This is a genomic window from Variovorax sp. RKNM96 (assembly GCF_017161115.1).
Taxonomy (GTDB): Bacteria; Pseudomonadota; Gammaproteobacteria; order Burkholderiales; family Burkholderiaceae_C; genus Variovorax.
Genome location: NZ_CP046508.1, coordinates 1 through 25,883 on the forward strand (window position 1 = coordinate 1; position 25,883 = coordinate 25,883).

The following is a 25,883-nucleotide window of genomic DNA, read 5'->3' on the forward strand; positions in this document are numbered from 1 at the left end:
TGTGGATAAGGTTTTGACAAGTTAGAATGCCCGGCGCCTTCCAGCAGAGAATATCCACAATACCTATACCAAGAAATGCCCGAGGGATTCACCACTTTTCAAAGCGCCCATGTCGACTGACGGCATCGGCGAAAGCCTCTGGCAGGCCTGCGTCGACCAGCTCGCGCAGGAGCTGTCCGAGCAGCAGTTCAACACCTGGATCAAGCCCCTGACCGCACAGGTCGCCGACGACCTGTCGCGCATGACGGTGTTCGTGGCCAACCGCTTCAAGCTCGACTGGATCCGGGCCCAGTACGCCGGCAAGATCGCCGCCATGGCCGAGAAGATGTACGGCCAGCCGGTGGCCGTCGAGTTAGCGCTTGCTCCTCGTGAAGCGCCCGTACGCTCTGCACCTGTGGCCGTGATGACCGAGACCGATGTGCCGCGCGACGTGGCCGGTCCGGGCGAGGAGCCGGCCGCTGCCGGTTTCAAGAATCGCCTCAATTCGGGCCTCACTTTCGACACCCTGGTCGAAGGCACGGCCAACCGCATGGCGCGCGCCGCGGCCATGCACGTGGCCGGCATGCCGGGCCATCTGTACAACCCGCTTTTCATCTACGGCGGCGTCGGCCTGGGCAAGACCCACCTGATGCACGCTGTGGGTAACCGGCTCCTGGCCGACCGCCCCGATTCCAAAGTTCTCTACATCCACGCCGAGCAATTCGTGTCGGATGTGGTCAAGGCCTATCAGCGCAAGACTTTCGATGAGTTCAAGGAGCGGTATCACTCGCTCGACCTGTTGCTGATCGACGATGTGCAGTTCTTCGCCAACAAGGACCGGACGCAGGAAGAATTCTTCAACGCGTTCGAGGCCCTGCTCGCCAAGAAGTCGCACATCGTGATGACCAGCGACACCTATCCCAAGGGCCTGGCCGACATCCACGAGCGGCTGGTTTCGCGCTTCGATTCGGGCCTCACGGTGGCGATCGAGCCGCCGGAGCTCGAGATGCGCGTGGCCATTCTTATCAACAAGGCGCGCGCCGAATCGGCCGAAATGCCGGAAGAAGTGGCCTTCTTCGTCGCCAAGAACGTGCGCTCCAACGTGCGCGAGCTCGAAGGGGCGCTGCGCAAGATCCTGGCTTACTCGCGCTTCAACCAGAAGGAGATCTCGATCGCCCTGGCGCGCGAGGCGCTGCGCGACCTGCTGTCGATCCAGAATCGCCAGATCTCGGTCGAGAATATCCAGAAGACGGTGGCCGACTACTACAAGATCAAGGTCGCCGACATGTACAGCAAGAAACGCCCGGCCAGCATTGCGCGGCCGCGGCAGATCGCGATGTACCTGGCCAAGGAGCTCACCCAGAAGAGCCTGCCGGAAATCGGCGAGCTGTTCGGCGGGCGCGACCACACGACGGTGCTGCATGCGGTGCGCAAGATCTCGGGCGAGCGCCAGCAGCTCACCGAGCTCAACCAGCAGCTGCACGTCCTCGAACAGACGCTCAAGGGCTGAAGCCGGATGTCATCAGGAATGCCCCTCGCGACAGCGGAGAATGGCGTCTTACAAGCTGATTCAAAGAGATAGAGAAGAGGAAGAAGACATGATCGTTTTGAAGGCAACCCAAGACAAGGTTCTTGCTGCGCTGCAGTCGGTGGCGGGCATCGTGGAGCGGCGTCACACCCTGCCGATCCTGGCGAACGTGCTGATCCGCAAGACCGGCGGCCAGCTCCAGTTGACCACCAGCGACCTCGAGATCCAGATCCGCACCACCGCCGAGCTCGGCGGCGACGAAGGCAACTTCACCACCACCATCGGCGCGCGCAAGCTCATCGACATCCTGCGCACCATGCCGGCCGATCAGACCGTGAGCCTGGAGTCGAGCGCGAGCAAGCTGGTGCTCAAGGGCGGCAAGAGCCGCTTCACGCTGCAGTCGCTGCCCGCCGAAGACTTTCCGCTGGTACAGGAAGCCGCCAATTTCGGCCCGGTGTTCAGCGTGCCGCAAAAGACGCTGAAAGACCTGCTCTCGCAGGTTTCGTTCGCGATGGCCGTGCACGACATCCGCTACTACCTCAACGGCATCCTGTTCGTCGCCGAAGGCAAGCAGCTGAGCCTGGTGGCCACCGACGGCCACCGCCTGGCGTTCTCCTCGGCCACGCTCGACGTGGAAGTGCCGCGCCAGGAAGTGATCCTGCCGCGCAAGACCGTGCTCGAGATGCAGCGCCTGCTGTCCGACGCCGAAGGCGCCATCGAAATGCAGTTCGCGAACAACCAGGCCAAGTTCAGCTTCGGCGGCATGGAGTTCGTCACCAAGCTGGTCGAAGGCAAGTTCCCCGACTACAACCGCGTGATTCCGAAGAACCACAAGAACACCGTCACGCTCGGCCGCGCGCCGCTGCTGGCCAGCCTGCAGCGCACCGCCATCCTGACCAGCGAAAAGTTCAAGGGCGTGCGCCTGAACATCGAGCCGGGCACGCTGCGCATTGCATCGAACAATGCCGAGCAGGAAGAAGCCCAGGACGAGCTCGACATCGACTACGGCGGCGACGCCATCGAAATCGGCTTCAACGTCACCTACCTGATCGACGCTCTGTCGAACATGGACCAGGACATGGTCAAGCTGGACCTTGCCGACTCCAACAGCTCGGCCTTGTTAACCATCCCCGAGAACGCATCTTTCAAGTACGTCGTGATGCCGATGCGTATCTAGCAGACAGACAACAAAGCGCCTTGCGCAGACAACCCGCGGCCCTCCGCGGGTTTGCGCTTTCAAGAGGCGGCGAATTGAGTTCTTGAGAGCCCGAAAAATCACGTCAATGCCGTGAGAGAGATAGAGGAATATCGAATGAGTGCAGAAGAAAACAAGCCCGAAGTCCCGCACACCGAGCCGGTCTACACGCCTGAAGTCCAGGTGGTCGCGCCCGAGGTCATCCTGGCCGACACCAGCTACGGTGAAGGCGCGATCACGATCCTGGAAGGGCTTGAAGCCGTGCGCAAGCGCCCCGGCATGTACATCGGCGACACCTCCGACGGCACGGGCCTGCACCACCTGGTGTTCGAAGTGGTGGACAACTCCATCGACGAAGCGCTCGCGGGCCATTGCGACGACATCGTCGTCACGATCCACAGCGACAACTCCATCTCCGTCACCGACAACGGCCGCGGCATCCCGACCGGCGTGAAGATGGACGACAAGCACGAGCCCAAGCGCTCGGCCGCCGAAATCGCGCTCACCGAGCTGCACGCCGGCGGCAAGTTCAACCAGAACAGCTACAAGGTCTCGGGCGGCCTGCACGGCGTGGGCGTGTCCTGCGTGAACGCGCTGAGCGTGAAGCTGCGCCTGATCGTGCGCCGCGAAGGCAAGATCCACGAGCTCGAATTCAGCCGCGGCTTCGTGCAGAACCGCCTCTTGGAGACGGTGAACGGCTTCGAGGTCTCGCCCATGAAGATCATCGGCGACACCGACAAGCGCGGCACCGAAGTGCACTTCCTGCCCGACACGGAAATCTTCAAGGAAAACAACGATTTCCACTACGAGATCCTCTCCAAGCGCCTGCGCGAGCTGAGCTTCCTGAACAACGGCGTGCGCATCCGCCTCCTGGATGAGCGCACCGGCAAGGAAGACGACTTCTCGGGTGCCGGCGGCGTGCGCGGCTTCGTGGAATTCATCAACAAGGGCAAGACCGTCCTGCATCCGAACTCGTTCTATGCAGCGGGCGAGAAGCCGGCCGACACCTACGGCGGCATCCCCGGCACGCACATCGGCGTGGAAGTGGCGATGCAGTGGAACAGCGGCTACAACGAGCAGGTGCTGTGCTTCACCAACAACATCCCGCAGCGTGACGGCGGCACCCACCTCACCGGCCTGCGCGCCGCGATGACCCGGGTCATCAACAAGTACATCGAAGAGAACGAATTCGCGAAAAAGGCGAAGGTCGAGGTCACCGGCGACGACATGCGCGAAGGCCTGTGCTGCGTGCTGAGCGTGAAGGTGCCAGAGCCCAAGTTCTCCAGCCAGACCAAGGACAAGCTGGTCTCCAGCGAAGTGCGCGCGCCGGTGGAAGACATCGTCGGCCGCCTGCTGACCGACTACCTGCAGGAGCGTCCGAACGACGCCAAGATCATCTGCGGCAAGATCGTCGAGGCCGCCCGTGCCCGCGAAGCCGCCCGCAAGGCCCGCGAAATGACGCGCCGCAAGGGCGTGCTCGACGGCATGGGCCTGCCCGGCAAGCTGGCCGACTGCCAAGAGAAGGATCCCGCCTTGTGCGAGGTCTACCTGGTGGAGGGCGACTCCGCCGGCGGCTCCGCCAAGCAGGGCCGCGACCGGAAGTTCCAGGCCATCCTGCCGCTGCGCGGCAAGATCCTGAACGTGGAGAAGGCACGCTACGAGAAGCTGCTCACCAGCAATGAAATTCTCACGATGATCACGGCGCTGGGCACCGGCATCGGCCGCGCGGGCGCGACGACCTCGGGCGGCGGTGCGGACGACTTCAACGTCGCCAAGCTGCGTTACCACCGCATCATCATCATGACCGACGCCGACGTCGACGGCGCCCACATCCGCACGCTGCTGCTCACCTTCTTCTACCGGCAGATGCCGGAGCTGGTCGAGCGCGGCCACATCTACATCGCGCAGCCGCCGCTCTACAAGGTGAAGGTCGGCAAGGAAGAGCAGTACCTGAAGGACGGCCCCGCGCTCGATGCCTTCCTGCTCAAGGTGGCGCTGAAGGACGCGCGCATCGAGACCGGCGGCGCCGGCTCCACCACACTCTCGGGCGACACCCTGGGCGAACTGGCGCGCAAGCACCAGGTGGCCGAGGCCGTGATTGCGCGCCTGCGCAACTTCATGGACGCCGAGGCCCTGCGCGCCATCGCCGACGGCGTGGCGCTCGACCTGGACACCACGCCCGCCGCCGAAGCCTCGGCCGTGGCGCTGCAGGCCAAGCTGCGCGAGCTCAACACGACGGGCATCCCGGCCGAGGTGAGCAGCGAATTCGACGCCCGCACCGACAAGCCGCTCTTGCGCATCAGCCGCCGCCACCACGGCAACATCAAGAGCAGCGTGCTCACGCAGGACTTCGTGCACGGCGCCGACTACGCGGCGCTGGCCGAAGCGGCCAACACCTTCCGCGGCCTCCTGAGCACCGAAGGCGCGCTGGTCAAGCGCGGTGAGGGCGAGCGCGCCAAGGAAGAAAAGGTCGACGACTTCCGCCAGGCCATGAAGTGGCTGATCAGCGAAGCCGAACGCGCCACCTCGCGCCAGCGCTACAAGGGCCTGGGCGAGATGAACCCCGAGCAGCTGTGGGAAACCACCATGGACCCGACCGTGCGCCGCCTCTTGCGCGTGCAGATCGACGACGCGATCGAAGCGGATCGCGTGTTCACGATGCTGATGGGGGACGAGGTGGAGCCGCGGCGGGAGTTCATTGAGCAGAACGCGCTGCGGGCGGCGAATATCGACGTTTGAAGTTGCAGGTGTCGGTCTTCGCGCCGGCCTTCGGCAGCAGCATCTGTACGTTGGCCTGCAGGGACAATTGGCACTTCATCTGAAAGTGCCTGCGCCCATGCCGTCTACGCCGTACCTGCTCCTTTCCCTCGCGGATCATCGGTCGACGTCGCTGGAATCCGGGCAGCACGGTGGATCGCAAGACAGCTACCTGCGCTGTCTCAACATCGCCGGCCGGTGGGCCGTCCATGGCACGACCCATTCACCGCTTCTCGTGTGGCATCCGGCACAGGCCGGCGAAGCGCATGCGGCCGCCGAGCGATCCACCAGGATTCGCCACCGCCGCGTCGAAGTGGTGACGCGCAGCGATTCCACATGGGAAGAGGGTCGCGAGATCCAGGTGTTCACCGATGCACTCGAACCGGCGCTTCTTGGGCATATCGCCCCCAGCGAAGCCAGGGCTCGCCGATTGCGCACCGAAACCGAAAAGCTGGAGGCGTTCTGCCTGGTCGTTCGCCGGGCCTCGACCGCAACGAACCATGAGGCATTTGTCGAGGTCAGTCGCGCGGCGGCAAAGGCACTGCAAGCCAGGTTCGGCGGCGGATCGATCACCTCGGCCTCTGCCTGGCTCGCGGGGCACAAGGGGCAGGAAGCGCTGCAGAGTGTCCTGGCCGGCGAAGTCGAATTGACCGGATCGCTCTCGATACGGCAGATCGTCGAGACGGCCGGGCTGGCGCGAGAGGCCGAGCGTCTGCGCGAGGAAGCGGAGAATCCGCGCGATCGCCAATGACCGCCCTTTGGCCCGCCCGCCTGGTGTTCGCCTTGGCCGCGATGATGGCCGGGGCCGCATGCCCCGCGATGACGCAATGCCCACCGGAGGCCCGGTGCGAGGTGCCGATCGAATACGCCACCATGATGTACACCATGTTGGTTTCTTTCTCGAACGCATGCGCGAAGTCCGACCCATCCAACGCTGAACGCTATTCGGCCGCACTTTCGGCGATGTTCCGGAACGATGAGGAGACCATCGCTCGCGTGAAGGCAGACGCCAGGTTCGCGGACATCTTGCGCAAAACCGAGGTGTCCGTGGCGAAGATGACGCCGGAGGAACTCCATCGGGAGTGCGTCAGCCTTCTCAAGGGTTCCGATCAGCCAGCCCGGTAAAGGGCAGGCCTCTGCGGCCCGCCGATCGGGTGAGCCTCGAGGCCGGGAATGCAGCAGGCGAGACGCACCGACGCGCACCACAGGAGGCCGGACTTCGAGGTGCAGGCCATGCACCCGCGTGGCTCAGCCCCCAAAAACGTTGCGTCTCAGGGTTTCCGTGAAGTCGGCGTCCGAAACCGGCCGCGACGCCCGTCACACAGCCGTCATCAGCTATTAAAACAATAGCGTTCAACTCTGTTTCGAGGATCGTTCCTCGTAAACGCTATATCTAGCCCGACTCTTGCTAAGCAAAATCCTCGACGGATTTCACGTCATGCAAGATCGAGGACAACAAGCAATGAACCCTATGCGTCTCCGGCGGCCCCTGGCCGCTTTGGTACTGGGCGGTACAGCGGCATTCCTCGGCGCCGTTTTGCCGGCCCACGCTTTCTCGAACCCGCCCATCCAGGTGGCGCAGGGCATCGAGTACATGTGCGGCGGCGCAGCCAAGGGCGAGGCCGACTTCATGGAAATGGTGGCGCCGCGCTGGGCCGCGACGATCGAGCTGGGCGTGAGCGACGGCAAGGGCGCGCAGCTTCTCGGCTTCCCGGCCAAGGCCTCGGTCCAGATCCGCCAGAAATACACCGGCCAGGCGGTGATGGACGTGGAGACGCAGGCGCCCTACATGCTCGCGCGCCTCAACCCGGGTGCCTACGACGTGAACGTCACGCTGGGCGGGCTCACGCTCACGCAGTCGCTGATCGTGATTGCCGGTTCGCCGGCGCGCGCGTCGTTCCTCTGGCCGTCGAACTTCGACATGGCCTCGGTCACGCCGCCGATGCCGCAGACGCAGGCGCTGGCGCAGACCTCCGCGGCCCGCTGAGCGAGCCTCGCATCACGGCCGCATTCGCGGCCAGTGGTCAGCCTTTTCTAAGTCGAGCGCCGCACATTGGCGGCGTGGCTTTCGCCATCACGACCTGGAAAGGATTCAAGACCATGACCTCCCGTTTTTCTTCTTCCTCGAGCACGCGGCCGCTGGCGGCCTTCATGTTGTGCGGCGCCGTGCTGCTGGGGGCGCTGTCGTCGGCGCACGCGACGGTGAATCCGCCGATCTACATGGCGCACGGCGTCGAATACATGAGCGGCGGCATCGGCAGCGATGAAGCGCAATTGATGGAGACGGTGTCGCCGCGCTGGCCCGCCACCTTCGAATTCGCGGTCAAGGACCACAAGGGCAGCGCCGACTTCGCCGCCGGCGTGCACGTCACGGTGCGCGACGGCAGCGGCACCGCGCTGCTCGACAACGTGGTGTCGGGCGGCCCGTTCATGGTGGCGCGGCTGGAACCGGGCACCTACGAAGTCGAGGCGCGCATCGGCAGCCAGACGCTCAAGCAGTCGGTGACGGTGCCGCACGGCGCATCGGCCAAGGCCATCTTCGAATGGCCGGCGGGCACCGACATGGCCTCGGCGGGCACGCGCACGGTGCAGTGACGCGGCGCCGCCGGTGGTCGGCGCCGCTCGCAGCGACCGCGAACTTCTGACGTTCGTCAAGCCACGGCGCCCGCTATCCGGGCGTCGTGCGCTATAGAAAAAATAGCGAATGTGGCACCCTCGGGTGCCTTGAATGCACGGCATGCGCCTTGCAGGTGGTGTATCCCGGGCAGTGCCCGAACCCATTGCCCCGATGCCGATCCGCCCCCTGAGCGCCCTCACCGCGCTGCTGCACATCTACATAGCGCTGCGCCTCGTGCCGGCGCTGGCCATGCTCACGCCCGTGTGGCCGCTGGCGCTGGTGTTGCTGGTGGTGTCGGCGCTCACGATCCCGCTGCCTTTTGTCTCGCGCCGCATCTCGGCGAACGCCTCGGTGGGCGAGGTGCTCAAGTGGGTCGGGCTGATCAGCATGGGCTGGTTCTCGTCGATGTTCGTGCTGACGCTGGTGCGCGACGCCGGCCTGCTGCTCACCTGGCTGGCGGGCGCGCTGGGCTTTGTGCAGGTGCGCTGGAATGCGCTCTTGCCGTGGAGCGCGCTGGCGGTGCTGGCAATGGCCACGGGTACATCGCTTGTCGGCTTCATCAACGCGCGCCGCACGGCGAGCGTGAAGCGCGTCGAGGTGCCGATCCGCGGGCTGCCGTCGGCGCTCGAGGGCTTCACGATCGCGCAGCTCAGCGACATCCACGTCGGGCCGACGATCCGCAGCGCCTACATCCAGCGCATCGTCGACGCGGTGAACCGGCTCGGCGCCGACGCGATCGCGATCACCGGCGACCTCGTGGACGGCACGGTGCCCGAACTGCGCGAACACATCGCGCCGCTGGCGGGGCTGCGCGCGCGCCACGGCACCTTCGTGGTCACGGGCAACCACGAGTACTACGCGGGCGCGCATGCGTGGATCGACGAGCTGCGCCGGCTCGGGCTGAAGGTGCTGCTCAACGAGCATGTGGTGCTGCAGACGCGCAATGTGCGCGGCGCGCAGACCGATGAAGAACTGTTCGAAAGCGCATTGGTGCTGGCCGGCGTGACCGACTTCACCGCCGGGCACTTCGACGCGGCGCATGCGAGCGATCCGCACCTGGCGCTGTTCGATGCGCCGCCGCTGGTGCACACGCGCGTGCTGCTGGCGCACCAGCCGCGCAGCGCGACGGTGGCGGCCGCGGCGGGCTACCAGCTGCAGCTGTCGGGCCACACGCATGGCGGCCAGTTCTTTCCGTGGAACCTGTTCGTGCCGATGCAGCAGCCCTTCACGGCGGGCCTGCACCGGCTGCACGACATGTGGATCTATGTGAGCCGGGGCACCGGCTACTGGGGCCCGCCGAAGCGCTTTGGCGCGCCTTCGGAAATCACGCTGCTGACGCTGGTGCCCGCGCGGCCCTGAAGGCGCCGCGCTTCTCTCCCGTCAGGATTGCAGCTGGGCCAGCCGCCGCGCGTTCGACGTGGCCGCGGCGTGGATGGGCTTGAGCCCTTCGCGGGCGATGCGGGCGGCAATGCCGGAGAGCTGGCTGGCCGTGCTCGCCGTGCGGGTCGCGGTCTGCACGAAGGCATCGCTGCGCGCGGCCGCCTGCGCGGGGGTGACGCTGCCGGCCATCGAGAAGAAGGCCGTCGTACCCTGAAGCCATTGCTGCAGCGCTTTGTTGGCCAGCGAGAAATGGCTGCTGTGCCACTGCTTGACCATCGCCATGCCCGATTCGCTGGCCGCGGCGAGCTTCTCGTGCCCCATGAGCTGGAACTCCGCGAGGTCGGCCGCGCTGGGCGTGAGCCCGGCCCTGGCGATGCGCTCGGTCCGCATGCGGATCACCGAGCCGGAGGACAGCAGCATCTCGTTGGTCTTGAGGGCCAGGTCGAGCCACTGCATGAGCGGATTGGCCAGACGGGCGGTGGTACTGAGAGATGACATATGGGGCCGATGCGTGGGGGGAGGAGAACCCACTATAGGCCTCGACCGTTTCGATTGCTGCAGCGCAGCAATACCAATCTGCATTCTTGTTGAACAAGTCCTACCTTTGGATGTGGAAATTACGTGCTGCGCCCGCGCCGGACGCTGGAGAAAGTAAATATTTGGACTTTCTCTCATCATCCGCATCGAGCGCTCACAACATGAAAAAAAGTTCTTGCACGCCCCTGCGTGCCGCCGTGTTCGCAAGCCTTCTCGGCTTGCTCGGCACGGCGGCCCATGCTTCTGGCGACGACACCCGCGGCATCTACATCGACGGCGGTCACGCACGGCACGGGGAAAAGGGCGACACCAACTCGGTCAGCGTCGGCATGACGGTGCCGTGGTCGTTCAGCGAAAGGCCACAAGGCAGCCCGTTCTCCTCGTACCTCGACTTCTACATAAGCAACTGGCATGCGCGCCCCCTCGACGACGGCCCGCGCAATTTCGTCCAGATCGGCGCGATCTACACCTTGCGCTACCGCTTCGGCGACGGCGCATCGCCCTGGTTCGCCGAAGGTGGCGTCGGCGCGACCTTGATGGACCACGTCTACCGCACGCCCGATCGCAGCTTCAGCACGGCCTTCCAGTTCACCGAGGTGCTCGGCATCGGGCGCAGCTTCGGTGACAACGGGGCGCACGAGGTCTCGCTGCGGGTGCAGCATGTCTCGAACGGTGGCATCAAGAAGCCCAACCCGGGCGAGACGTTCCTGCGGCTGCGCTACACCTACCACTTCTGAAAGCTAGGCCAGACGACGACGGCGGCGCACGCGCATCTCCATGACCAGGTAGGCGCCCAGCGCAACCGCCAGCGGCAGCAGGTAGTAGAGCCCCCGGTAAGCCAGCAGCGCCCCGAGCAGCGTGGCTTCGGGCACCTGGTACGACAGCAGCGCGACGAACACCGCCTCGAGCACGCCGAGCCCCGCCGGCACATGCGTGACGACACCGGCCACCGCCGCCACCAGCAGCACCGCGAGCACATGCGGATAGCCGACCTGGCCCTGCAGCAGCAGCCAGATCACGCCGCCCATCAGCGACCAGTTGAGGCACGACATCGCCAGCTGCAGCAGCGCCATCGCGAGCCCCGGTGTCTTGAACGCATGGCCGCGCACGCGCCAGACGCGTCCGGCCGAGAAAGCGCACAACGCCAGGTAGCCTGCCGACACCGCCAGCAGCACCGCGCCGAGCACGCGCAGGCCCTCGCTGCCGATCTTCCATTCGGGCGGCAGCGTCATCGGCCAGAAAGAGAAGGCCGCGCCGGCCACCACCAGGTAGCCGAGCCAGTTGGTCAGCATGCTGAAGCCCAGCACGCGGGTGATGGTCTCGTTGCCCAGGCCCAGGCGCGAATAGAGCCGGTAGCGAAAGGCCACGCCGCCGACCAGCGAGCCGAAGTTCAGGTTGAAGGCGTAGCTGATGAAGGTCACGCCCATCACGGAGCCGGCGCCGAGCTTGTGCTTCGTGAGATGCCGGCCGAGCAGGTCATAGGTGCTGTAGAGCGCGAAGCTGCATGCGGCCAGCGCGCCGGCCGCCAGGAGCGTGATCGCGGGCAGCGCGCGAATCGCCTCGAGCACCTCGCCCCAGTCGATGGCGCGCGCCTGGTTCACCAGCAGCCAGACGACGAGCCCGAAGAAGCCCCACACGACCACCCGGCGGGCCCAGGGCCACCAGGATTGGCGAGCGAGGGCCATCGTGGTCATCGGTTCATGGGCCTCATGCCGCTTCCGTCGGCGTGGCACCGCCGGCGTGCTCGTTGTTCTTCTGCCGTTCGGCCAGATCGGTCGCCTCGGCGGGCGTCAGGCGCGGCACATGGCGCGGCAGGCGGTCCAGCCACGCGGGATACCAGCGCAGGAAGTGGAAGATGAAGAAGCTGCGCACCAACCGCCACCCGCTCCATTCGCTCGCGAGGTCGGCCGTGTCGATCTGCTTGCAGCTGTGCTGCATGAGCTGTTCCATGCGCTGCCACAGCACCTCGTTGAAGGCCTTGTCGCGCACGACCACGTTGGCTTCGAGGTTGAGCGACAGGCTCAGCGGATCGAGGTTGCTCGAGCCCACCGTGCTCCAGCGGTCGTCCATCAGCGCGACCTTGCCGTGCAGCGGACGGTCGCAGTACTCGTAGATGCGAACGCCCGCGTGCAGCAGGTGGTGGTACAGCATGCTTGCCGCGGTCTTCACGATCGGCATGTCGGGCTCGCCCTGCAGGATGAGCCGCACGTCCACGCCACGGCGCGCCGCGCGCCGCAGTTCCTTGATGAGCCGGTAGCCCGGAAAGAAATACGCGTTGGCGATCACGATGCGCTCGCGCGCCGAGCGGATCGCGGCGCGGTAGTGGCGCTCGATGTCGTTGGTGTGGCGGCGGTTGTCGCGCGTCACGAAGATTGCGTCGGCTTCGCCGGCCGCGTTCTCGCGCACCGGCGGCGCCTGCTTGAGCCGGCGGCGGAACCACCCCGCGCCCTTGCCGCCGACGGCGATGGCACGCAGCACGAACTGGTGGATCTCCGCCACGATCGGACCGGCGAGTTCCACCGCATAGTCCTGCTTGGCCTTGGGGCCGAAGTCGAGCAGGTGGTCGGCCGAGTAGTTGATGCCGCCCACGAACGCGCGTTCGCCGTCGACCACCACGATCTTGCGGTGCATGCGGCGGAAGACGTTCAGCCGCTGCCCCAGGAAACGCTGGCCGGGGTCGAACACCCGCACCTTCACGCCGACCGAGGTCAGCCCCTCGATGAATTCGCGCGAGAGGTCGGGCGAGCCGAAGCCGTCGATCATCAGGTCGACCTTCGCGCCGCGTTGTGCTGCTTCGCGCAGCGCCGCGTGCAACGCAAGGCCCACCTTGTCCTCGAACAGGATGAAGGTCTCGACGATCACTTCGCGCTGCGCCGCGCGAATCGCATCGAACACGCGCGGAAAGAACTCCTCGCCGTTCTCGAGCAGCTCGATGCGATTCCCGCCGACCCAATGGTTGCCGTTGCTCATGGTGTCGCCCGCTTCAGAGATCGATGTCCGCCACCAGCGGGGCGTGGTCCGAGAGATGCGACCAGGGCCTGCGCGGCAGCACCACCGGCGCGTGGACGCCGGCGTTGCGCACATAGATGCGGTCCAGCGGCAGCACCGGGAAGCGCGCCGGGAAGGTCCTGGCGGCGCGCCCGGTGGCATGCACGAACACTTCGCGCAATGCGGCGCCTTGCGCCAGCACCTCGTGCGCGCGGCCGCGCCAGTCGTTGAAGTCGCCGGCGACGATCAGCGGCGCATCGGCCGGCACTTCGTCGCGCACGATGTGGCAAAGTAACTCCAACTGCTGCTGACGGTGCGCTTCGGCCAAACCCAGATGGGCGCAGATCACATGCACATCGACCGTGCGGCCCGGCAGGCGCAGCACGCAGTGCAGCAGGCCACGCTTCTCGGGGCCACTCACCGACACGTCGTGGTTGCGGAAATGCACGATCGGAAACTTGGACAGCACCGCGTTGCCGTGGTGCCCCTTCGGATACACGGCGTTGCGGCCATAGGCGAACTGCGGCCACATGGTGTCGGCGAGGAATTCGTAGTGCGGCGCCTCCGGCCAATTGCTCACCTTGCGCGAGTGGCGGGAGTGCGTGCCCAGCACTTCCTGCAGGAACACCACGTCGGCGCCCACTGTGCGCACGGCATCGCGCAACTCGGGAAGGATGAACTTGCGGTTGAGCGCGGTGAAACCCTTGTGGGTGTTCACCGTCATGACCTTGAGCGAGGTCGGCGCAGGCGCGGCTGCAGCGGGGATCGGGGAGGTGGAAGACATCGGTCCTGGCGTTGTACGTTGCCATGCGGCCTGTGCCTGTAGGAACGCGCCACCTTCTTCCGTGCCGTTCTCCGCGCCTTTCGCACGTGGGAGGCCGGCTCCTACAGGCAGGCCTGCCGCACCCCGACACGGGCCGCTTCGAGGGCCTCCTACGGTGATTTCAGGGCTGGCGACAAGGCGGTCCAAGGTTCTCCATTCACATCACCATCCGAGACAAGCAAAGGAACACACCATGAAGCAGCAAACAGCTATTTTTCGAAGTGCGGTGCTCGCCGTGCTGATGGCCGCGGCCGGCGGTGCCATGGCCCAGGCCACGTCCATCCCCGCGCAGCCCGACCCGTCCGTAGGCGGCGAGGCCAGCACGATGACGCCGGCCGGCGTGGCCAATCCGCCGCAGCGCCCCGACAACTCGATGCCCGCCTCCCGCGAAGCAGTAAAGGCCGAGGCGCGCGTGCAGAACCGCAACAACGCCAACAGCATGGTGCCCAAGGGCGAGGCGACGACCACCGTCAACCACCAGCCCAATGCGATGCCGCAACCGACCGGCGAGATGTCGCGCGCGGAAGTCAGCCAGCAGGCGCGCAAGGTGAAGCCGCGCTTCGGCGAGAAGGGCGAGCGTCCGGCGGTGCCGACCAACCCGACCGAAAAGACGGGTACGCCGCAGTAAGCAGGCACGGCGCCGACTCAAGAAAGAAATAAAGCCCGCAGCGCACAAGGCGCTGCGGGCTTTTTAACGGGCCGCCGTCACCGGCGACTGGCGACTCAGCTCTTGACGGGTGCTGCGTCGCGCGGGCCACCGTGGTGGCCGTGACCGCGATGGAAACGGCCGCCAGCGTGCACGGTTTCCGCATCGAAGGTCTTCTGCTGCTCCGGCGTCAGCGCGGCGTAGAAGGTCTTCGTGGCGTCGGCGCGCTTGGCGAACATCGCGCTGCGCTCGGCCTGGCGGGCCTGCATGCGTTCCAGGCGCTCGGGCGTGGTCAGCTTGGCGAACTCGGCGCGGTCCATGCGATGTGGACGGGCACCGGCCGGCGGCTGGTTGGCCGTGGTGTAGGTGGTCCACGCGCCTTCCTGCGCGGCGGTCAGCTTGAGCTTGTCCTTCAGCGCGGCGAGGCGCTTGGCACGGTGCTCCTTCATGCGCTCCATGCGCTGGGCCGGGTCCATGCGCTTGTGCTGCGCCTTGGGCGCGGCGGTGGTGTCGGCCTGGGCCACGGTGGCGGCAGGTGCCGGTGCGGTGGTGGCGGCCGGCGCTTGAGCGAAGGCACCCGAAGAGGCGAGGGCAGCGGAGCCCAGGAGGCTGGCCCAGACGATGCGTTGGCGAAGAGAAATCATGAGAAGTGCTTCCTTTCGAAGAAGCCCGCCACCGATGGGCAGCAGGTGAAGCGAAGTGTGGAAGACCTCTGTATCGCCTCCGTTAGCCTGAAGTGAGCTTGCGTAAAGAATGGTGAATCGCGCCCTCGCGCGCAACGCGTCCGCGTGGTTTTTTACTTGGGCCGAGGACGCTTCAGGCCCCGGTCAGGTGCCTGCAGCTTGCCGGCGCGCAACTCGCCCACCGCACAGGCGACGGCGCGCGCCACGTTGCGCACTTCTTCCTGCACATCGGCGTCTTCGTCGAGCGTGTCATGGCTGGTGGCATAGGGCTCGAAGTAGCCGATGTAGCGGTCCAGGCGCGACTGCGTGCCCGCATCGACCAGGCCCATCCAGTCGAGCCAGTCGGTGAGGTTGCGTCGCAGGCTCTCGACACCGGCCACGTCGCCGTGCACCACCACGCCGTAGACGCGGCCGTCCAGGTGCTTGGGATAGCCCCATCCCTCGAGTTCGAGCGCCTTGGCTTCCGCGGGCTTCTTGCCGTGCGTGCTGGTGGGGTCGGGGTTGCCGCCGTCGGCGCACACCAGCCGGTCGATCATCAGCTTCAACGGGCTGGTGGCCTGGTACCAGTGCGTGGGCGTGAGCAGGATCACGCCGTGCGCGGCGACCCAGCGCTCGTAGATCTCGTTCATCCAGTCACCGGTCTGGCGCAGCGAATGGTTGGGGTAGCAGCTGCAGGGCCAATGGCACAGCGGCATGGCGGTGGACACGCAACCCTTGCAGGGATGGATCTGCCGCCCGTATTCCGACGTGACGAGGCTCAGGTCGAGCACGTCGGCCTCGATGCCGCTGCCTTCGAGCACTTCCTGCGCGAGCCCCGCGAGGCGCCATGTCTTGGAGACCTCGCCGGGGCAGGTGCCGTCGTTGCGCGGGGAACCATTGATCAGCAGCACGCGCGAACGCGTCTGCGGCTGACCCCACGCCGCCTGCGCGGCATCGATGCGCGCCTTGGCTTCGAGCCAGTCGACGGAGAGGTCGTAGTCGGGGTCCGCATACCCGGGCCCGGCCTTGCGCGTGAGGGGCGCCTTGCGGCCTTCCTGGTAAGCCTCCCACGCGATCAGCTCGATGCGCTCGAGCGAACCCGCCTCAGCCTTGAACGCCGGGTCCTGGAAGGGCTGCATGAAGCGGTCATGGAACTGGGCGCGTTGCAGCGTGTCGGGCGCCTGTCCTTTGCGGATCGTGGGGGGCATGGGCGCAATCTAGGCGCCGCATGCCGTGGCGCGGCCTGCACCGCGATGCCGACTTTCGGTAGGTCCGCGACTACAGCGGCTCAGCCGAGCTGGCCGTTCTGGAAGTCGTGCACCGCCTGCTTCACTTCTTCCTGCGTGTTCATCACGAACGGGCCGTATTGCGCGATGGGTTCGTGCAGCGGCCGGCCCGCGATCAGCAGCGCGCGGGCCGGGCTGTGGTTGGTGGCGCCCGCGCGCAGCACCACGCCGTCGCTGCCGGCGTCGTTGGCGAGGATCGCCATGCGGCGCGTCGGCACTTCGCTGCCCGCGATCCAGAGCGATTCGCGGAACACGTAGACCAGCACGTTGTGGTCCGGGGGCAGCGGCTGCGCGAACTCGGCGCCCGGCGGCAGCGTGATGTCCAGGTAGAGCGGCTCGGTGTGTTCGCGCAGCACTGCGCCGTCGATGCCATGGCTGGTGCCGGCGATCACGCGCACATGCACGCCTTCGGCGGTGGTGTATTCGGGGATCTCTTCGCTCTGGATGTCGCGGTACCAGGGGTCGCGCATCTTGTCCTTGGCGGGCAGGTTGAGCCAGAGCTGAAAGCCTTCCATGAGGCCCTCTTCCTGTTCGGGCAGCTCGCTGTGCACGAGGCCGCGGCCGGCGGTCATCCACTGCACGCCGCCGTTCTCGAGCAGCCCTTCGTGGCCCGCGCTGTCGCGGTGTCGCATGCGGCCCGCGATCATGTAGGTGACGGTTTCGAAGCCCCGGTGTGGATGGTTCGGAAAGCCGCCGATGTAGTCGCCCGGGTTGTCGCTGCCGAAGGCGTCGAGCATCAGGTACGGATCGAGCCGTTTCTGCAGCGGCTGCTGCAGCACGCGGGTGAGTTTGACGCCGTCGCCGTCGCTGGTGGAGACACCGGCCACGATGTGGTCGAGGCCGCGGGGCGCGACAACGGGTTCAGTGGGGTGGTTGGCGTTTTTCTTCATGCGGCCCATGGTGTCACCAACCCCCTGACCGCGCCACCGGTGGGGATGAGCGCATCCTTGTCAGCCGGCAGCCTGAAATTTCGCCCGCATGTGCTCCGGATACCACTGGGTGAAGCGAATTGCGCCCACGATCGCCGCGACCGTCACCGCAATGCCCACCCACAAGGGCAGCACGGGCATGTAGATCATGGCCACGTCCGCCAGCACCATGAGCGCGAAGGCGACGGCCCATGCGGCGGTGATGACGTTGTTGACCAGCCGGAAGCCCGGCCGCGTCCACACCTCGGGCGGCGTCCGTTCCTTGGCGTACTGCAGCGTGAAGGGCTGGCCGATGAGCATCGAGGCCAGCACCACGATCAGGAGCCCCGCGTCGACGCGCAGGCGCACGCCCAGCAGCGACCACTCGGTGTGCGCCACGAGCGCGTAGACCGCAAGCCCGCCGAACAGCAGCACGGTACCGATCTCCAGCACCTTGACCGTGCGCCCGGGCGTGAGCCAGTCGCGCACCAGGAAAGCCGCCGACAGCAGCGCCGCCGCGCACAACGCGGGCACGACGCCGAGGACGCGGTCGAACACCGCAAAGACGATGAAGGGCAGGAAGGCCAGCAGCATGCTCATGTGCGTTCTCCAAACCAGTTGCCGTGAAAGCCGACCGGCACGCGGTGCGGCAGCGACGCCGTGCAGACCGGCCCCTTGGCGACCGCGCGGGCATCGAAGATCACGAGGTCGCTGGTGTTGGTCGCGCCGCGCCACACGGTGGCAAGCAGCCAGCCGTCGCCTTCTTCCGCATCGGGCGAGCGGGGGACGAAGACGCCTTCCGACACCACGTCGGGCGCGGGGAACATGTACATGTCGCGCTCGGCCTTCTTCGTGTGGTCGATATGGAGCAGGCCCGCGTAGAGGCGCGGCGGCCCGTCGGGCGTCGCTTCCGCGTGGCACGCATACCAGCCGTGGCGGTAGGGCAGGCCGGCAAAGCGTTCGTCGATGCGCGGGAACTCGCCCGGGATTTCCGCGAGCCGCGTCCGCGTGAATTCGCGCGACGGGTTCGACAGGTCGAACTGCCAGCGCACCAGCCAGCTCGGCGACGGCGCATCGCTCACGGGCGAGCCATCGGGCTTCGGAAAGAGGGGCGGCGTGTCGAACTGGAACACGTCGGCGAACAGGCTGCCATCGGCCTCCCAGGCGTTCATGACGTGGAACGCGTAGCAGCTCGGTCCGCGCCACCAGACGATGTCGGCCGTGCTGCCGTCGCGCGGCATCAGGCCGACACGGGTGCCGTACTCGGGCTCCCAGGCATAGGGCGGGCGGCCGCTCTGGGCGCGCTCCATGCTGGCGGTAAGCGGCATGACGGGGAACATCACGTAGCGGTCGGTCGCCATGAAGTCGTGGACCATGCTGGCGTAGGGCGCCTCGAAGTGCTCGAAGCGGGTGACGCGGCCTTCCGGCGAGATCACGCCGAAGCTCATGCCGTTCGAGAGGCGCGCCGGCGTGCCGTAGCCGAAGAACAGCAGCTCGCCGGTGCGAGGGTCGGTCTTCGGATGGGCGGTGAAATTGCCGCTCAGGCCGCCGTCGAAATCGGTGGCGCCCAGGGTGGCGAGCGTGGGCAGCTCGAAGCCGATGGGCAGATGCGCCTCTTCGAGCGCCAGCAACCGGCCGGCATGGGCGATCACGTTGGTGTTGCCCGTGCCGTCGTGCTTGGGCGGAGGTCCGTCGCTGGCGGTCGCTTTCTGGAAGCTGCTGGTCAGGTCCCGCCCTTCGGTGGCGGCGCGCCAGAGGTCGGTGCGCAGCCAGCGGTTGCGGTAATGCACTTGACCATCGGCCAGGGTGAACGAATGCAGCATCCCGTCGCCCGCGAACCAGTGCGCCTTGGGGTCAGGCACCACCGGGTTCGGGCCGTTGCGCACCAGCGTGCCGCGAAGGCCCTCGGGCAAGGCGCCCTGCAGGGGCAGCGGGCCGAGCGCCGTCTCGAAGTCGATCGGAGCCATGTTGGGCGGCGGCGCGTTGCGAGGGAGGGTGAGGGTGATGTCGTTCATCGGGGCTCCTGGGGGTTCGATGGAAGGTCGTCCGAATATCTTTCCAGTGGAAATATCAATGAGCCCGCGCATGATGTCAAGGAATTTTTCCAGTGGTAAGATTTTTGGCCTCCTCGTTGCCGCCGTCGCTTTTTTCGCTTTCCCATGACCACCGAAACCCCGTCCAAGCGCTACCACCACGGCTCGCTGCCCGAGGCGCTGCTGGCCGCGGCCGAGGCGGTGCTGCTGCGCGACGGCATTTCCGGCCTGGGCCTGCGGGCCATTGCGCGGGAAGCAGGGGTGTCGCACACGGCGCCCAAGCACCACTTCGGCGACATGACGGGATTGGTGAGCGAGCTGGCTGCGGCCGGTTTCCGGCGCCTCACCGACGCCATGCGCACCGCCGCGCCCGAAGTCGCCGACGTGCCCGAACGCCGCAACGCCATCGCGCGCGCCTATGTGCACTTCGCCAACGACAACGCGGCGATGTTCGGGCTGATGTTCCGCAACGACATGATCGACATGCGGCGCCCCGCGCTGCACACAGCCGCCCGCGAGGCAATGCGCGTGATGGCCGCGATCATCGGCGGGAGACCGGAAACCCAGGGGGAAGCGTCGGCGTCCCTGGGCAAGACCGAGGCCATACAGATCACCGCCGCCTGGGGTTATGTGCACGGCCTGGCGATCCTGCTGATCGACCAGCGCCTGGGCGGCGTCCTGCAGGCCGCGCCCGGTTTCGAGAGCCCCATCGACCTGGTCGATGCGACGCTGCGGGATGCGCGCTTCGGCTTCGAAGCGGGCAAGCCCTCCGAAAAGAAAGCCTGAGGGCGAGTCTTATCTAGGCCACTGCTGGCGTTGCCAGTAGCGGTACTGCCAGTGGGTTTCGAACCCTGCGCGCCGATAGAGCGACAGCGCCGGATGGTTCTGCGCATCGACCTGCAGGAAGACACGCTCGAAACCCTTCGTCAGCGCCGCTTGGGCGAGCCCCGCCAGCACGCGGCCCGCCAGTCCCCGGCCCCGGTGCGCCTTGTCGGTCCGCATGCCATGCACGCTGGCCCAGCCGTGTCCGAACGCCATCGCGCCCGCCGCCACGGTGCGCCCGTTTTCGCGCACGCTCGCATAGAGCGAGCCCTTGGCGCGCGCCAGCGCGCGCACGCGATGGGCACCGTCCACCGGATCGAAGCCCTCGCCGAGGAACAGTGCCGCCCAGGCGTCGTCGGGTGCGCGGTCGACATCGGCCAACGCACCAGCACCGGCCGCGGCCTGCCGCATCTGCCGCGTCGTTCCGATCTGCACGCAGGTCGGGCTGTCGCCCATGTAGTGGCGCCGCTCCAGCTCGGCGCGCAGGCTTTCGAAGCAATCGGCATCGGCCAGGCGAAGCGCAGGGGCGACCTGGCGGCTGTCGTAACGGTCTTCGATGCGGTCGAGCGTGGCTGGGTCTACCGCACTGCGATGCAGCGGAACCGCCGATTTCGCACGCTTGACGGTGCCGCCGTCGAAGGGCAGCAGCCAGCCGTCGAGTTCCTCTGACGCCTCGGGCGATACCGCCGCGATGGTGGCGCGCTCGATGGCTTCGATGTCGGCAACGTTCGGCGTTGAGCTCATTGTGTGTTGGCCTCCGGGGCGATGTACTTGGCCGCCGCCACGCTCTTGAGCAGCGCCTCTCGCTGGTTGCGGCTGATGCCGCGCACGCTTTCGGCGACCCACTTGGTGCGATCCGGGTCGATGTGCCCGTCGCGCCGCCATTGCTCGAGCACGGCCTGCGGCTTGTGCAGCATCGCGGCGAGCCACACGGCCTGTGCGGGCTCCAGCGTGCGTGCGCTGCGCTTGAAGTAGCGCCGCGCCGCCGCCTCGGCGCCGCAGATGTTGCCGCCCCAGGGCGCATTGTCCAGGTAGAGCTGCAGGATGCGGGCCTTGCCCAGCGTCTGCTCCATCTCGACCGCATAGAGCATCTCGCGCAGCTTGCGCTCGGCCGTGCGGTCGCTGCCGGTCACCAGCAGCTTGGCGAGTTGCTGCGTGAGCGTGCTGCCGCCGCGCTTGGTCTGGCCTTCCTTCTGGTTGTTGTCGATCGACGCGAGGATCTCGGTGATGTCGTAGCCCGCGTGCTGAAAGAAGCGCTGGTCCTCGGCCGCGATCACGGCGCGCGCCAGCCAGCTGTCGTTGGCCAGCTTGGCGGACGGACCGCAGCTGGTGCGCGCCCCGAGCATCGCCTCGGTACCGAGCCCCTCGACGGTGAACTGGCTGATGACGGGCTGCACCGCGAACGTGGCCTCGGGCAGCACCAGCTGTGTGCTCAAGGCGAGTGTGCCGCCGATGCGCGCGCGCTGCAGCTCGGGCAGCGTGGGCACCAGCACCGCGTACCAGCGCGCGATGGGCGCATCCTGGACCTTGGCGCTGAGGTGCAGATTTTTCGGAGCGAGGCGGCCTTCCCATGTGCCCTGAAGCATGTCCGCCTCGGTGGTCTTGGGCGTGGCTTCGAAAGTGCCGGTCAGCGTGTTGCCGTCGCGCCGCACGGTGGCGACCAGGCGCTCGACCTTGATCGGCTGCGTGCCGAGCGCCGGCACCTCGACGCTGCAGGGTTCGCAGCGCAGCTCCTGCAGGCCGGCTGCGTCTTTCCAGCTGAAACGCACGGTGCCGAAACGGGTGTCGAGCGAATGGCCGTCCAGCCGCGGTGCGAACCAGGACGACGTGGCGAGCCGCACCGCCGTCGGCACGCCGATCTCGAAATTGAGCGGGCCGGCCTTCACTGGCGTGCTCCATTCGCCCGCCGCCGGAGCCAGCGCGATCTTGACTATCAAAAAGATAGCTACAAGCGCTGTCAACACGAGGGCCAGCAGCCCGAAAAGCACAAATCGCAGGGTCTTCTTCACAAACACGCTCTCACATCGGTCTCGCCACCGTGACGGCTTGCCACGGACCGGTCGACTGTCCGCTGGCCGCCGACCAATACCAGGCTGAAGTGTCGGTGAAAGCCGTGCCTTGGGCATCGACGATGCGCTCGCAAACCCGGAACTTTTGCGCGCCGTGCCGTTGCGCAACAAAACAGCGCCACAACCGCTCCTGCGCGTCGCGTTCGAGGCGCGCCTGTTCGATGCGGTAGCCGAGCGCGCGGTAGCAGTCCGCGGCCGGGTGGAGCATGCGCGTGGGCTGATTCACCTCGCGCATCACCAGGGTCTGGGTACCGTCGGTCATGCGGCCGATGGCGCCGGGGAAGCGGTCGGCGAAGCGCTGCTCGACTTCACTCAGCGCGAGCGGACGCAACGGAACGCCGTCCCACTGGCTGGGCCATTCGTGCGCCATCGCCGTCTCGGCGAGTGCATCCGGCGCGCGCAGCGCCGCCGCGGTCGACCAGAGCATGCACAGCAGCATCGAGAGCGCGAAGGCTGTCTTGTGGCCGATGCGGTTGATGAAATGGTTGGCGAACCAGCGCTCAAAGAACGGTGTCGACATGGCGGCCTCCTTGCGTGGTGATCAGGCCCGGGATCGGGTGGTCGGCAAGTTCCGGCACGGGGTGCGCGCGCACCATCAGGCGGGCGATGCAGCCGCACACGGCCGCCAGCACGACCAGGCCCAGCGCGTTGTGCGCCCACGGCGCCAGCGCATGCCCCGCGCCCTCGAACGCGATGAGCACGCTGTTGCGCACGATGTTCCCGGCCAGCACCAGCAGGCCGACCATCGGCAGGCGCCGCAGGAAAGCCTTGTCGCTGCGGCGCGCCCACAACGCGACGGCGCAGGCGGCGAAGTAGCCCAGCCACACCATCTGCACGCCGGAGCAGGGCGCATCGACGATCACCAGGCGGCCGTCGACCATCAGGCTCGTGCCTTCGCGCACCACGTCGAAGCCCGGCGCGAGCAGCCAGCGGCTGGCCTCGGCCGTCACCACGCGCAGCGGATAGCCCGCGTAGAACTGCAGCGACGACAGCAGCGGCAGCGCGAGCACCGCGAGACCCGCCACCGGCAGCGCCGCGACGCGCCTCGGCAGGAACGCCAGCAGACCGCAGGCCAGTGCAAGCACAGCCACCAGTCCCGCCGCCAGCGGCGGCAGCGCGGGCACGACACCGAGTCCCGAGCGCAACACCGTGGCGAGCACGGTGCCGGCACCTGCAAGCGCCAGCCATCCGAGGCGCGGGGAAGCGCGCAATTCGCGCCGGCATTGCCATGCCAGGGCCGCCAGTGCGACCAGCGCCACCAGGCCCAGCGGATCGTCGGAGCCGTCGCGCATGCGCTGAACCATCCATGCCCAGGTCGGCGTCAGCGCGGCAAATTGCAGCGCGAGCCAGCCGGCGGCCGGCGTGCGGTCGATGTGAATGCCCCAGTCCACGATGCGCGGATGACGGTGGGCGAGCGTTGCCAGAGACATGTTTCTTCTCGCTCGTTCAGGAGGTGAACCGGCGCGCATCGTTGCGGCGCGCACGGCGGCGCAGCATGGCCAGCATCGAGAGCACGACGGCGATGGCGCCGAGCGTTTCGGGCTCGGGCGTGCTGGGCACCTCGGCGCCCAGCGCCAGGTCGCTCACGCCTTGCGGCATCGGCAGCGGCTGGTTCACATCGACGCTGTTCTGCGGCGCCGCGTTGCGCACCACCTTGTCGACTGCAATGAAGCTCGTGTACTGCGTGAGCAGGCTGTACTTCAGGCCCAGTTCGGTGATGCGTTCCTTGAAGGCCGCGCTGCCTTCGAGTGTTTCCTGGTCGCTCAGGCTCTGGATGCGATGGCGTGCCCACAGCGTGCGCAGCGCGGCGGTGTCCAGGCGGGTGCGGTCGTCGATGCGCACTTCTTGGCGGTACGGGCCGCTGGCACCCTGGCCTTCGATGATCACGCGGCCCTTGGGCTCGCCGCGCCACTTGCCGAACACGATCACCGGTCGTTCGCCGAGCACGTCGGGCAGGGCTTGCGGTTCCACGTCGTACACATCGAGGCCGCCGAAAATGGCCTTCACGCTGGTGAGCACCGGCGACTCCACCATGCGGCGAAAGCGCGCAGCCTGCTCGGGCGCCTGCACCGGGTCGGTGATGATGAACGGCTCGCCCATGCCGGCGCGTGCAATGCCTTCCATCAGGCTGCGGTTCACCGAGGAACCGATGCCGAAGGCGAACACGTTGGCCTTCGAGAGGTTGTTGCGAACCAGGTCGAAGGCTTCGCGCTCGACCGTCACGTAGCCGTCGGTCACCACGACCACGGTGCGCGACACGTTCTCTTCCTTCGGCTCGGCGTACACACGCTTGAGCGCCGGGATCAGTTCTGTGCTGCCGCTGCCGCTGTAGTTCTTGATGGTGGCGAGCGCCTGTTCGATGTTGGCGCGCGTGGCCGGTACCGACTTCGGCGAGAGCATCTTGTTGCTGCCCGAGAACAGCAGCACATTGAAGGTGTCGCTCGGGCGGAGGCCTCCGATCAGGCGTTCGAGCACCGTCTTGGCGGTGTCAAGCGGAAAGCCGTGCATCGAACCCGAGATGTCGACCACGAAGATGTAGTCGCGCGGCGAGATCGCGCTGGCGGCCACGGCCTTTGGCGGCTCGACCATCGCAAGGAAGAAGTTCTCCGCATTCTCGCCTTGGCCCTTGTAGAGCATCAGGCCCGATTCGATCTTTTCGCCCGCGAGGCGATAGTCAAGCACGAAGTCGCGGTTGTCGGTGGGGCGGCCATCGGCCGTGAGCACGATGTCGGCGTGCTGGTCTTCGTCGCTCTTCTTCACATCGATGGTGTGGGTGGTCGAGCGCACTTCCTTCAGGCCCATCGGCGTGTCGATGGTGGCCTTCAGCTTGAAGCTGGTGCTCGGCACGACGCCTGCGTGCAGCGTGGGTTGCGCGACCCACTTGGCTTGCGCGTTTTCCGATTGCGGGCTGTTGTAGCGCGGGCCGACCACGGTCGGGAACACGAACTCGTAGTTGCCCGATTGCGGCACCAAGAGCTCGGTGTAGCGCAGCTCCACCTTCACATCGTCACCGGGCAGGATGTTGGCGACGTTCATCTGGAACACGTTGGGCAGGTGCTGCTCGAGCAACGCGGCGGTCTTGCCTTCTTTCTTGGCGGTGTCGTATTCGATCTGCGCTTGCTGCTTCTCGCGGATCTGCGCGGTGATGAGGCGATCGGCCAACCGGACATTGAGACCGCTCACTGCAGCCTTGGTCGAACCGGGAAACACGTACTTGGCTTCGATGGCGCGCTGGCCTTCGTTGCGATAGGTCTGCGTGACCGTGACATCGGCGATCACGCCCGAGATCTTCACGGCGACTTCGGTGCCCTTGAGCGGCAGGCGGTCGATCGAGGGGTCATCGCTCTTGACGAAGAAATACGGGCTCTCCGTCTTCAGGCGCGGGCCGGCAGGTGCTTCCTGCGCATGCACAGGGCGCAGGCCCATGGCGACGAAGCCCGCGGTCGCCAGGCTCACGGTGGCGAGCCAGAGCCAGCGGCCGGGACGTGGGGTGGTGGTGGCATCCATGGCGGGGGTCCTTGTCCGTGCGAACTTGCACGGCCGCAACTTTCGGCGGCGTGCAAGAAGGCAGTTGGAAGGCTCCTTGAAGTCGCCGGCCCCGAACGCCGCGCTGTGTGAAGCCTGTGTGAAGTGCCGCGGCCCGGGTCCTTCAC

General features: G+C 66.8%; 25 protein-coding genes. 11 read left to right on the forward strand and 14 right to left on the reverse strand.

Going from position 1 to position 25,883, the window contains the following annotated elements; translation table 11 throughout:
* Positions 1 to 109: 109 nt before the first annotated feature.
* From dnaA to GNX71_RS00040, 8 genes are all read left to right on the forward strand, one after another.
* Positions 110 to 1,489, forward strand: a complete 1,380-nt coding sequence (gene dnaA / locus GNX71_RS00005) for a chromosomal replication initiator protein DnaA (RefSeq protein WP_042577248.1) — start codon at positions 110 to 112, stop codon at positions 1,487 to 1,489.
* Positions 1,490 to 1,577: 88 nt separating this feature from the next.
* Entirely contained in the window at positions 1,578 to 2,684 is a 1,107-nt protein-coding gene (gene dnaN / locus GNX71_RS00010) for a DNA polymerase III subunit beta (protein WP_206176367.1), read from the forward strand.
* Positions 2,685 to 2,819: 135 nt separating this feature from the next.
* Complete coding sequence (gyrB, locus tag GNX71_RS00015) at positions 2,820 to 5,441, forward strand: DNA topoisomerase (ATP-hydrolyzing) subunit B (protein ID WP_206176369.1); 2,622 nt, start codon at positions 2,820 to 2,822, stop codon at positions 5,439 to 5,441.
* A gap of 97 nt (positions 5,442 to 5,538) precedes the next feature.
* The gene (locus GNX71_RS00020; protein ID WP_206176370.1) at positions 5,539 to 6,210 is read left to right on the forward strand and encodes a hypothetical protein; all 672 of its coding nucleotides are present in this window, start codon (positions 5,539 to 5,541) and stop codon (positions 6,208 to 6,210) included.
* Positions 6,207 to 6,584, forward strand: a complete 378-nt coding sequence (locus GNX71_RS00025) for a hypothetical protein (RefSeq protein WP_206176372.1) — start codon at positions 6,207 to 6,209, stop codon at positions 6,582 to 6,584. The genes GNX71_RS00020 and GNX71_RS00025 overlap by 4 nt, the downstream gene beginning before the upstream one ends.
* Before the next feature lie 337 nt (positions 6,585 to 6,921).
* A complete protein-coding gene (locus GNX71_RS00030; protein WP_206176373.1) occupies positions 6,922 to 7,446 on the forward strand; it encodes a hypothetical protein in 525 nt (174 codons plus the stop codon).
* 113 nt (positions 7,447 to 7,559) lie between these two features.
* Complete coding sequence (locus tag GNX71_RS00035) at positions 7,560 to 8,054, forward strand: hypothetical protein (protein WP_206176374.1); 495 nt, start codon at positions 7,560 to 7,562, stop codon at positions 8,052 to 8,054.
* A gap of 133 nt (positions 8,055 to 8,187) precedes the next feature.
* Positions 8,188 to 9,435 carry a metallophosphoesterase gene (locus GNX71_RS00040; RefSeq protein ID WP_206176375.1) on the forward strand — a complete coding sequence of 416 codons (1,248 nt, stop codon included), beginning with the start codon at positions 8,188 to 8,190 and terminating at the stop codon, positions 9,433 to 9,435.
* A gap of 21 nt (positions 9,436 to 9,456) precedes the next feature.
* On the opposite strand, the gene GNX71_RS00045 is transcribed toward GNX71_RS00040, so the two are convergent.
* Positions 9,457 to 9,954, reverse strand: coding sequence for a polyhydroxyalkanoate granule-associated phasin (locus tag GNX71_RS00045; protein ID WP_206176376.1), 498 nt, complete (start codon positions 9,952 to 9,954; stop codon positions 9,457 to 9,459).
* Positions 9,955 to 10,154: 200 nt separating this feature from the next.
* Here GNX71_RS00045 and GNX71_RS00050 point away from each other — a divergent pair, with 200 nt between their 5' ends.
* The gene (locus tag GNX71_RS00050) at positions 10,155 to 10,730 is read left to right on the forward strand and encodes an acyloxyacyl hydrolase (RefSeq protein ID WP_206176377.1); all 576 of its coding nucleotides are present in this window, start codon (positions 10,155 to 10,157) and stop codon (positions 10,728 to 10,730) included.
* A 3-nt stretch (positions 10,731 to 10,733) separates the two neighbouring features.
* On the opposite strand, the gene GNX71_RS00055 is transcribed toward GNX71_RS00050, so the two are convergent.
* The 3 genes from GNX71_RS00055 to GNX71_RS00065 are packed head-to-tail and all read right to left on the reverse strand — an operon-like array spanning position 10,734 to position 13,765.
* Positions 10,734 to 11,687, reverse strand: a complete 954-nt coding sequence (locus GNX71_RS00055) for a lysylphosphatidylglycerol synthase domain-containing protein (RefSeq protein ID WP_206176378.1) — start codon at positions 11,685 to 11,687, stop codon at positions 10,734 to 10,736.
* Positions 11,688 to 11,700: 13 nt separating this feature from the next.
* Complete coding sequence (gene clsB / locus GNX71_RS00060; protein WP_206176379.1) at positions 11,701 to 12,963, reverse strand: cardiolipin synthase ClsB; 1,263 nt, start codon at positions 12,961 to 12,963, stop codon at positions 11,701 to 11,703.
* Positions 12,964 to 12,976: 13 nt separating this feature from the next.
* On the reverse strand, positions 12,977 to 13,765 hold the full coding sequence (locus GNX71_RS00065; protein WP_206176380.1) for an endonuclease/exonuclease/phosphatase family protein: 789 nt from the start codon (positions 13,763 to 13,765) through the stop codon (positions 12,977 to 12,979).
* A gap of 232 nt (positions 13,766 to 13,997) precedes the next feature.
* Here GNX71_RS00065 and GNX71_RS00070 point away from each other — a divergent pair, with 232 nt between their 5' ends.
* Positions 13,998 to 14,432, forward strand: a complete 435-nt coding sequence (locus tag GNX71_RS00070; RefSeq protein ID WP_206176381.1) for a serine/threonine protein kinase — start codon at positions 13,998 to 14,000, stop codon at positions 14,430 to 14,432.
* A 95-nt stretch (positions 14,433 to 14,527) separates the two neighbouring features.
* Here the strand turns inward: GNX71_RS00070 and GNX71_RS00075 are convergent, their stop codons facing one another.
* The 5 genes from GNX71_RS00075 to GNX71_RS00095 all read right to left on the reverse strand — a co-directional run bounded on the left by GNX71_RS00075 (position 14,528) and on the right by GNX71_RS00095 (position 19,321).
* The gene (locus tag GNX71_RS00075) at positions 14,528 to 15,094 is read right to left on the reverse strand and encodes a Spy/CpxP family protein refolding chaperone (RefSeq protein WP_206176382.1); all 567 of its coding nucleotides are present in this window, start codon (positions 15,092 to 15,094) and stop codon (positions 14,528 to 14,530) included.
* A 152-nt stretch (positions 15,095 to 15,246) separates the two neighbouring features.
* Entirely contained in the window at positions 15,247 to 16,320 is a 1,074-nt protein-coding gene (locus tag GNX71_RS00080; RefSeq protein WP_206176384.1) for a flavodoxin family protein, read from the reverse strand.
* 80 nt (positions 16,321 to 16,400) lie between these two features.
* The gene (locus GNX71_RS00085; RefSeq protein WP_206176385.1) at positions 16,401 to 17,297 is read right to left on the reverse strand and encodes a pirin family protein; all 897 of its coding nucleotides are present in this window, start codon (positions 17,295 to 17,297) and stop codon (positions 16,401 to 16,403) included.
* Positions 17,298 to 17,348: 51 nt separating this feature from the next.
* Complete coding sequence (locus GNX71_RS00090; protein WP_206176386.1) at positions 17,349 to 17,906, reverse strand: hypothetical protein; 558 nt, start codon at positions 17,904 to 17,906, stop codon at positions 17,349 to 17,351.
* Entirely contained in the window at positions 17,903 to 19,321 is a 1,419-nt protein-coding gene (locus GNX71_RS00095; RefSeq protein ID WP_206176387.1) for a carotenoid oxygenase family protein, read from the reverse strand. Before GNX71_RS00095 ends, GNX71_RS00090 begins: the two co-directional genes overlap by 4 nt.
* Positions 19,322 to 19,465: 144 nt before the next feature.
* On the opposite strand from GNX71_RS00095, the gene GNX71_RS00100 reads away from it, so the two are divergent.
* Positions 19,466 to 20,125, forward strand: a complete 660-nt coding sequence (locus GNX71_RS00100; RefSeq protein ID WP_206176388.1) for a TetR/AcrR family transcriptional regulator — start codon at positions 19,466 to 19,468, stop codon at positions 20,123 to 20,125.
* Between the two features lie 9 nt (positions 20,126 to 20,134).
* On the opposite strand, the gene GNX71_RS00105 is transcribed toward GNX71_RS00100, so the two are convergent.
* The 5 genes from GNX71_RS00105 to GNX71_RS00125 are packed head-to-tail and all read right to left on the reverse strand — an operon-like array spanning position 20,135 to position 25,737.
* Positions 20,135 to 20,905 (reverse strand): GNAT family N-acetyltransferase, encoded by a 771-nt coding sequence (locus GNX71_RS00105; RefSeq protein WP_206176389.1) that lies wholly within the window; start codon positions 20,903 to 20,905, stop codon positions 20,135 to 20,137.
* Positions 20,902 to 22,125: a biosynthetic peptidoglycan transglycosylase gene (locus tag GNX71_RS00110; protein WP_241027119.1), complete on the reverse strand. Its 1,224-nt coding sequence runs from the start codon at positions 22,123 to 22,125 to the stop codon at positions 20,902 to 20,904. The genes GNX71_RS00105 and GNX71_RS00110 overlap by 4 nt, the downstream gene beginning before the upstream one ends.
* Positions 22,126 to 22,180: 55 nt before the next feature.
* Positions 22,181 to 22,750: a hypothetical protein gene (locus GNX71_RS00115; RefSeq protein WP_206176391.1), complete on the reverse strand. Its 570-nt coding sequence runs from the start codon at positions 22,748 to 22,750 to the stop codon at positions 22,181 to 22,183.
* Positions 22,731 to 23,660: an exosortase Q gene (gene xrtQ, locus GNX71_RS00120; RefSeq protein ID WP_206176392.1), complete on the reverse strand. Its 930-nt coding sequence runs from the start codon at positions 23,658 to 23,660 to the stop codon at positions 22,731 to 22,733. The genes GNX71_RS00115 and xrtQ overlap by 20 nt, the downstream gene beginning before the upstream one ends.
* Before the next feature lie 16 nt (positions 23,661 to 23,676).
* The gene (locus tag GNX71_RS00125) at positions 23,677 to 25,737 is read right to left on the reverse strand and encodes a VIT and VWA domain-containing protein (protein WP_206176393.1); all 2,061 of its coding nucleotides are present in this window, start codon (positions 25,735 to 25,737) and stop codon (positions 23,677 to 23,679) included.
* Between the last annotated feature and the right edge of the window lie 146 nt (positions 25,738 to 25,883).

Coding starts and splice junctions, on each gene's coding strand:
- dnaA (WP_042577248.1), top strand. CDS start 110: ATGTCGACTGACGGCATCGGCGAAAGCCTCTGGCAGGCCTGCGTCGAC.
- GNX71_RS00070 (WP_206176381.1), top strand. CDS start 13,998: ATGAAGCAGCAAACAGCTATTTTTCGAAGTGCGGTGCTCGCCGTGCTG.
- dnaN (WP_206176367.1), top strand. CDS start 1,578: ATGATCGTTTTGAAGGCAACCCAAGACAAGGTTCTTGCTGCGCTGCAG.
- GNX71_RS00075 (WP_206176382.1), bottom strand. CDS start 15,094: ATGATTTCTCTTCGCCAACGCATCGTCTGGGCCAGCCTCCTGGGCTCC.
- clsB (WP_206176379.1), bottom strand. CDS start 12,963: ATGAGCAACGGCAACCATTGGGTCGGCGGGAATCGCATCGAGCTGCTC.
- GNX71_RS00105 (WP_206176389.1), bottom strand. CDS start 20,905: ATGAGCTCAACGCCGAACGTTGCCGACATCGAAGCCATCGAGCGCGCC.
- GNX71_RS00115 (WP_206176391.1), bottom strand. CDS start 22,750: ATGTCGACACCGTTCTTTGAGCGCTGGTTCGCCAACCATTTCATCAAC.
- GNX71_RS00100 (WP_206176388.1), top strand. CDS start 19,466: ATGACCACCGAAACCCCGTCCAAGCGCTACCACCACGGCTCGCTGCCC.
- GNX71_RS00050 (WP_206176377.1), top strand. CDS start 10,155: ATGAAAAAAAGTTCTTGCACGCCCCTGCGTGCCGCCGTGTTCGCAAGC.
- GNX71_RS00045 (WP_206176376.1), bottom strand. CDS start 9,954: ATGTCATCTCTCAGTACCACCGCCCGTCTGGCCAATCCGCTCATGCAG.
- GNX71_RS00040 (WP_206176375.1), top strand. CDS start 8,188: ATGCACGGCATGCGCCTTGCAGGTGGTGTATCCCGGGCAGTGCCCGAA.
- GNX71_RS00095 (WP_206176387.1), bottom strand. CDS start 19,321: ATGAACGACATCACCCTCACCCTCCCTCGCAACGCGCCGCCGCCCAAC.
- GNX71_RS00020 (WP_206176370.1), top strand. CDS start 5,539: ATGCCGTCTACGCCGTACCTGCTCCTTTCCCTCGCGGATCATCGGTCG.
- GNX71_RS00055 (WP_206176378.1), bottom strand. CDS start 11,687: ATGACCACGATGGCCCTCGCTCGCCAATCCTGGTGGCCCTGGGCCCGC.
- GNX71_RS00065 (WP_206176380.1), bottom strand. CDS start 13,765: ATGTCTTCCACCTCCCCGATCCCCGCTGCAGCCGCGCCTGCGCCGACC.
- GNX71_RS00125 (WP_206176393.1), bottom strand. CDS start 25,737: ATGGATGCCACCACCACCCCACGTCCCGGCCGCTGGCTCTGGCTCGCC.
- gyrB (WP_206176369.1), top strand. CDS start 2,820: ATGAGTGCAGAAGAAAACAAGCCCGAAGTCCCGCACACCGAGCCGGTC.
- GNX71_RS00030 (WP_206176373.1), top strand. CDS start 6,922: ATGAACCCTATGCGTCTCCGGCGGCCCCTGGCCGCTTTGGTACTGGGC.
- GNX71_RS00035 (WP_206176374.1), top strand. CDS start 7,560: ATGACCTCCCGTTTTTCTTCTTCCTCGAGCACGCGGCCGCTGGCGGCC.
- xrtQ (WP_206176392.1), bottom strand. CDS start 23,660: ATGTCTCTGGCAACGCTCGCCCACCGTCATCCGCGCATCGTGGACTGG.
- GNX71_RS00080 (WP_206176384.1), bottom strand. CDS start 16,320: ATGCCCCCCACGATCCGCAAAGGACAGGCGCCCGACACGCTGCAACGC.
- GNX71_RS00090 (WP_206176386.1), bottom strand. CDS start 17,906: ATGAGCATGCTGCTGGCCTTCCTGCCCTTCATCGTCTTTGCGGTGTTC.
- GNX71_RS00085 (WP_206176385.1), bottom strand. CDS start 17,297: ATGGGCCGCATGAAGAAAAACGCCAACCACCCCACTGAACCCGTTGTC.
- GNX71_RS00025 (WP_206176372.1), top strand. CDS start 6,207: ATGACCGCCCTTTGGCCCGCCCGCCTGGTGTTCGCCTTGGCCGCGATG.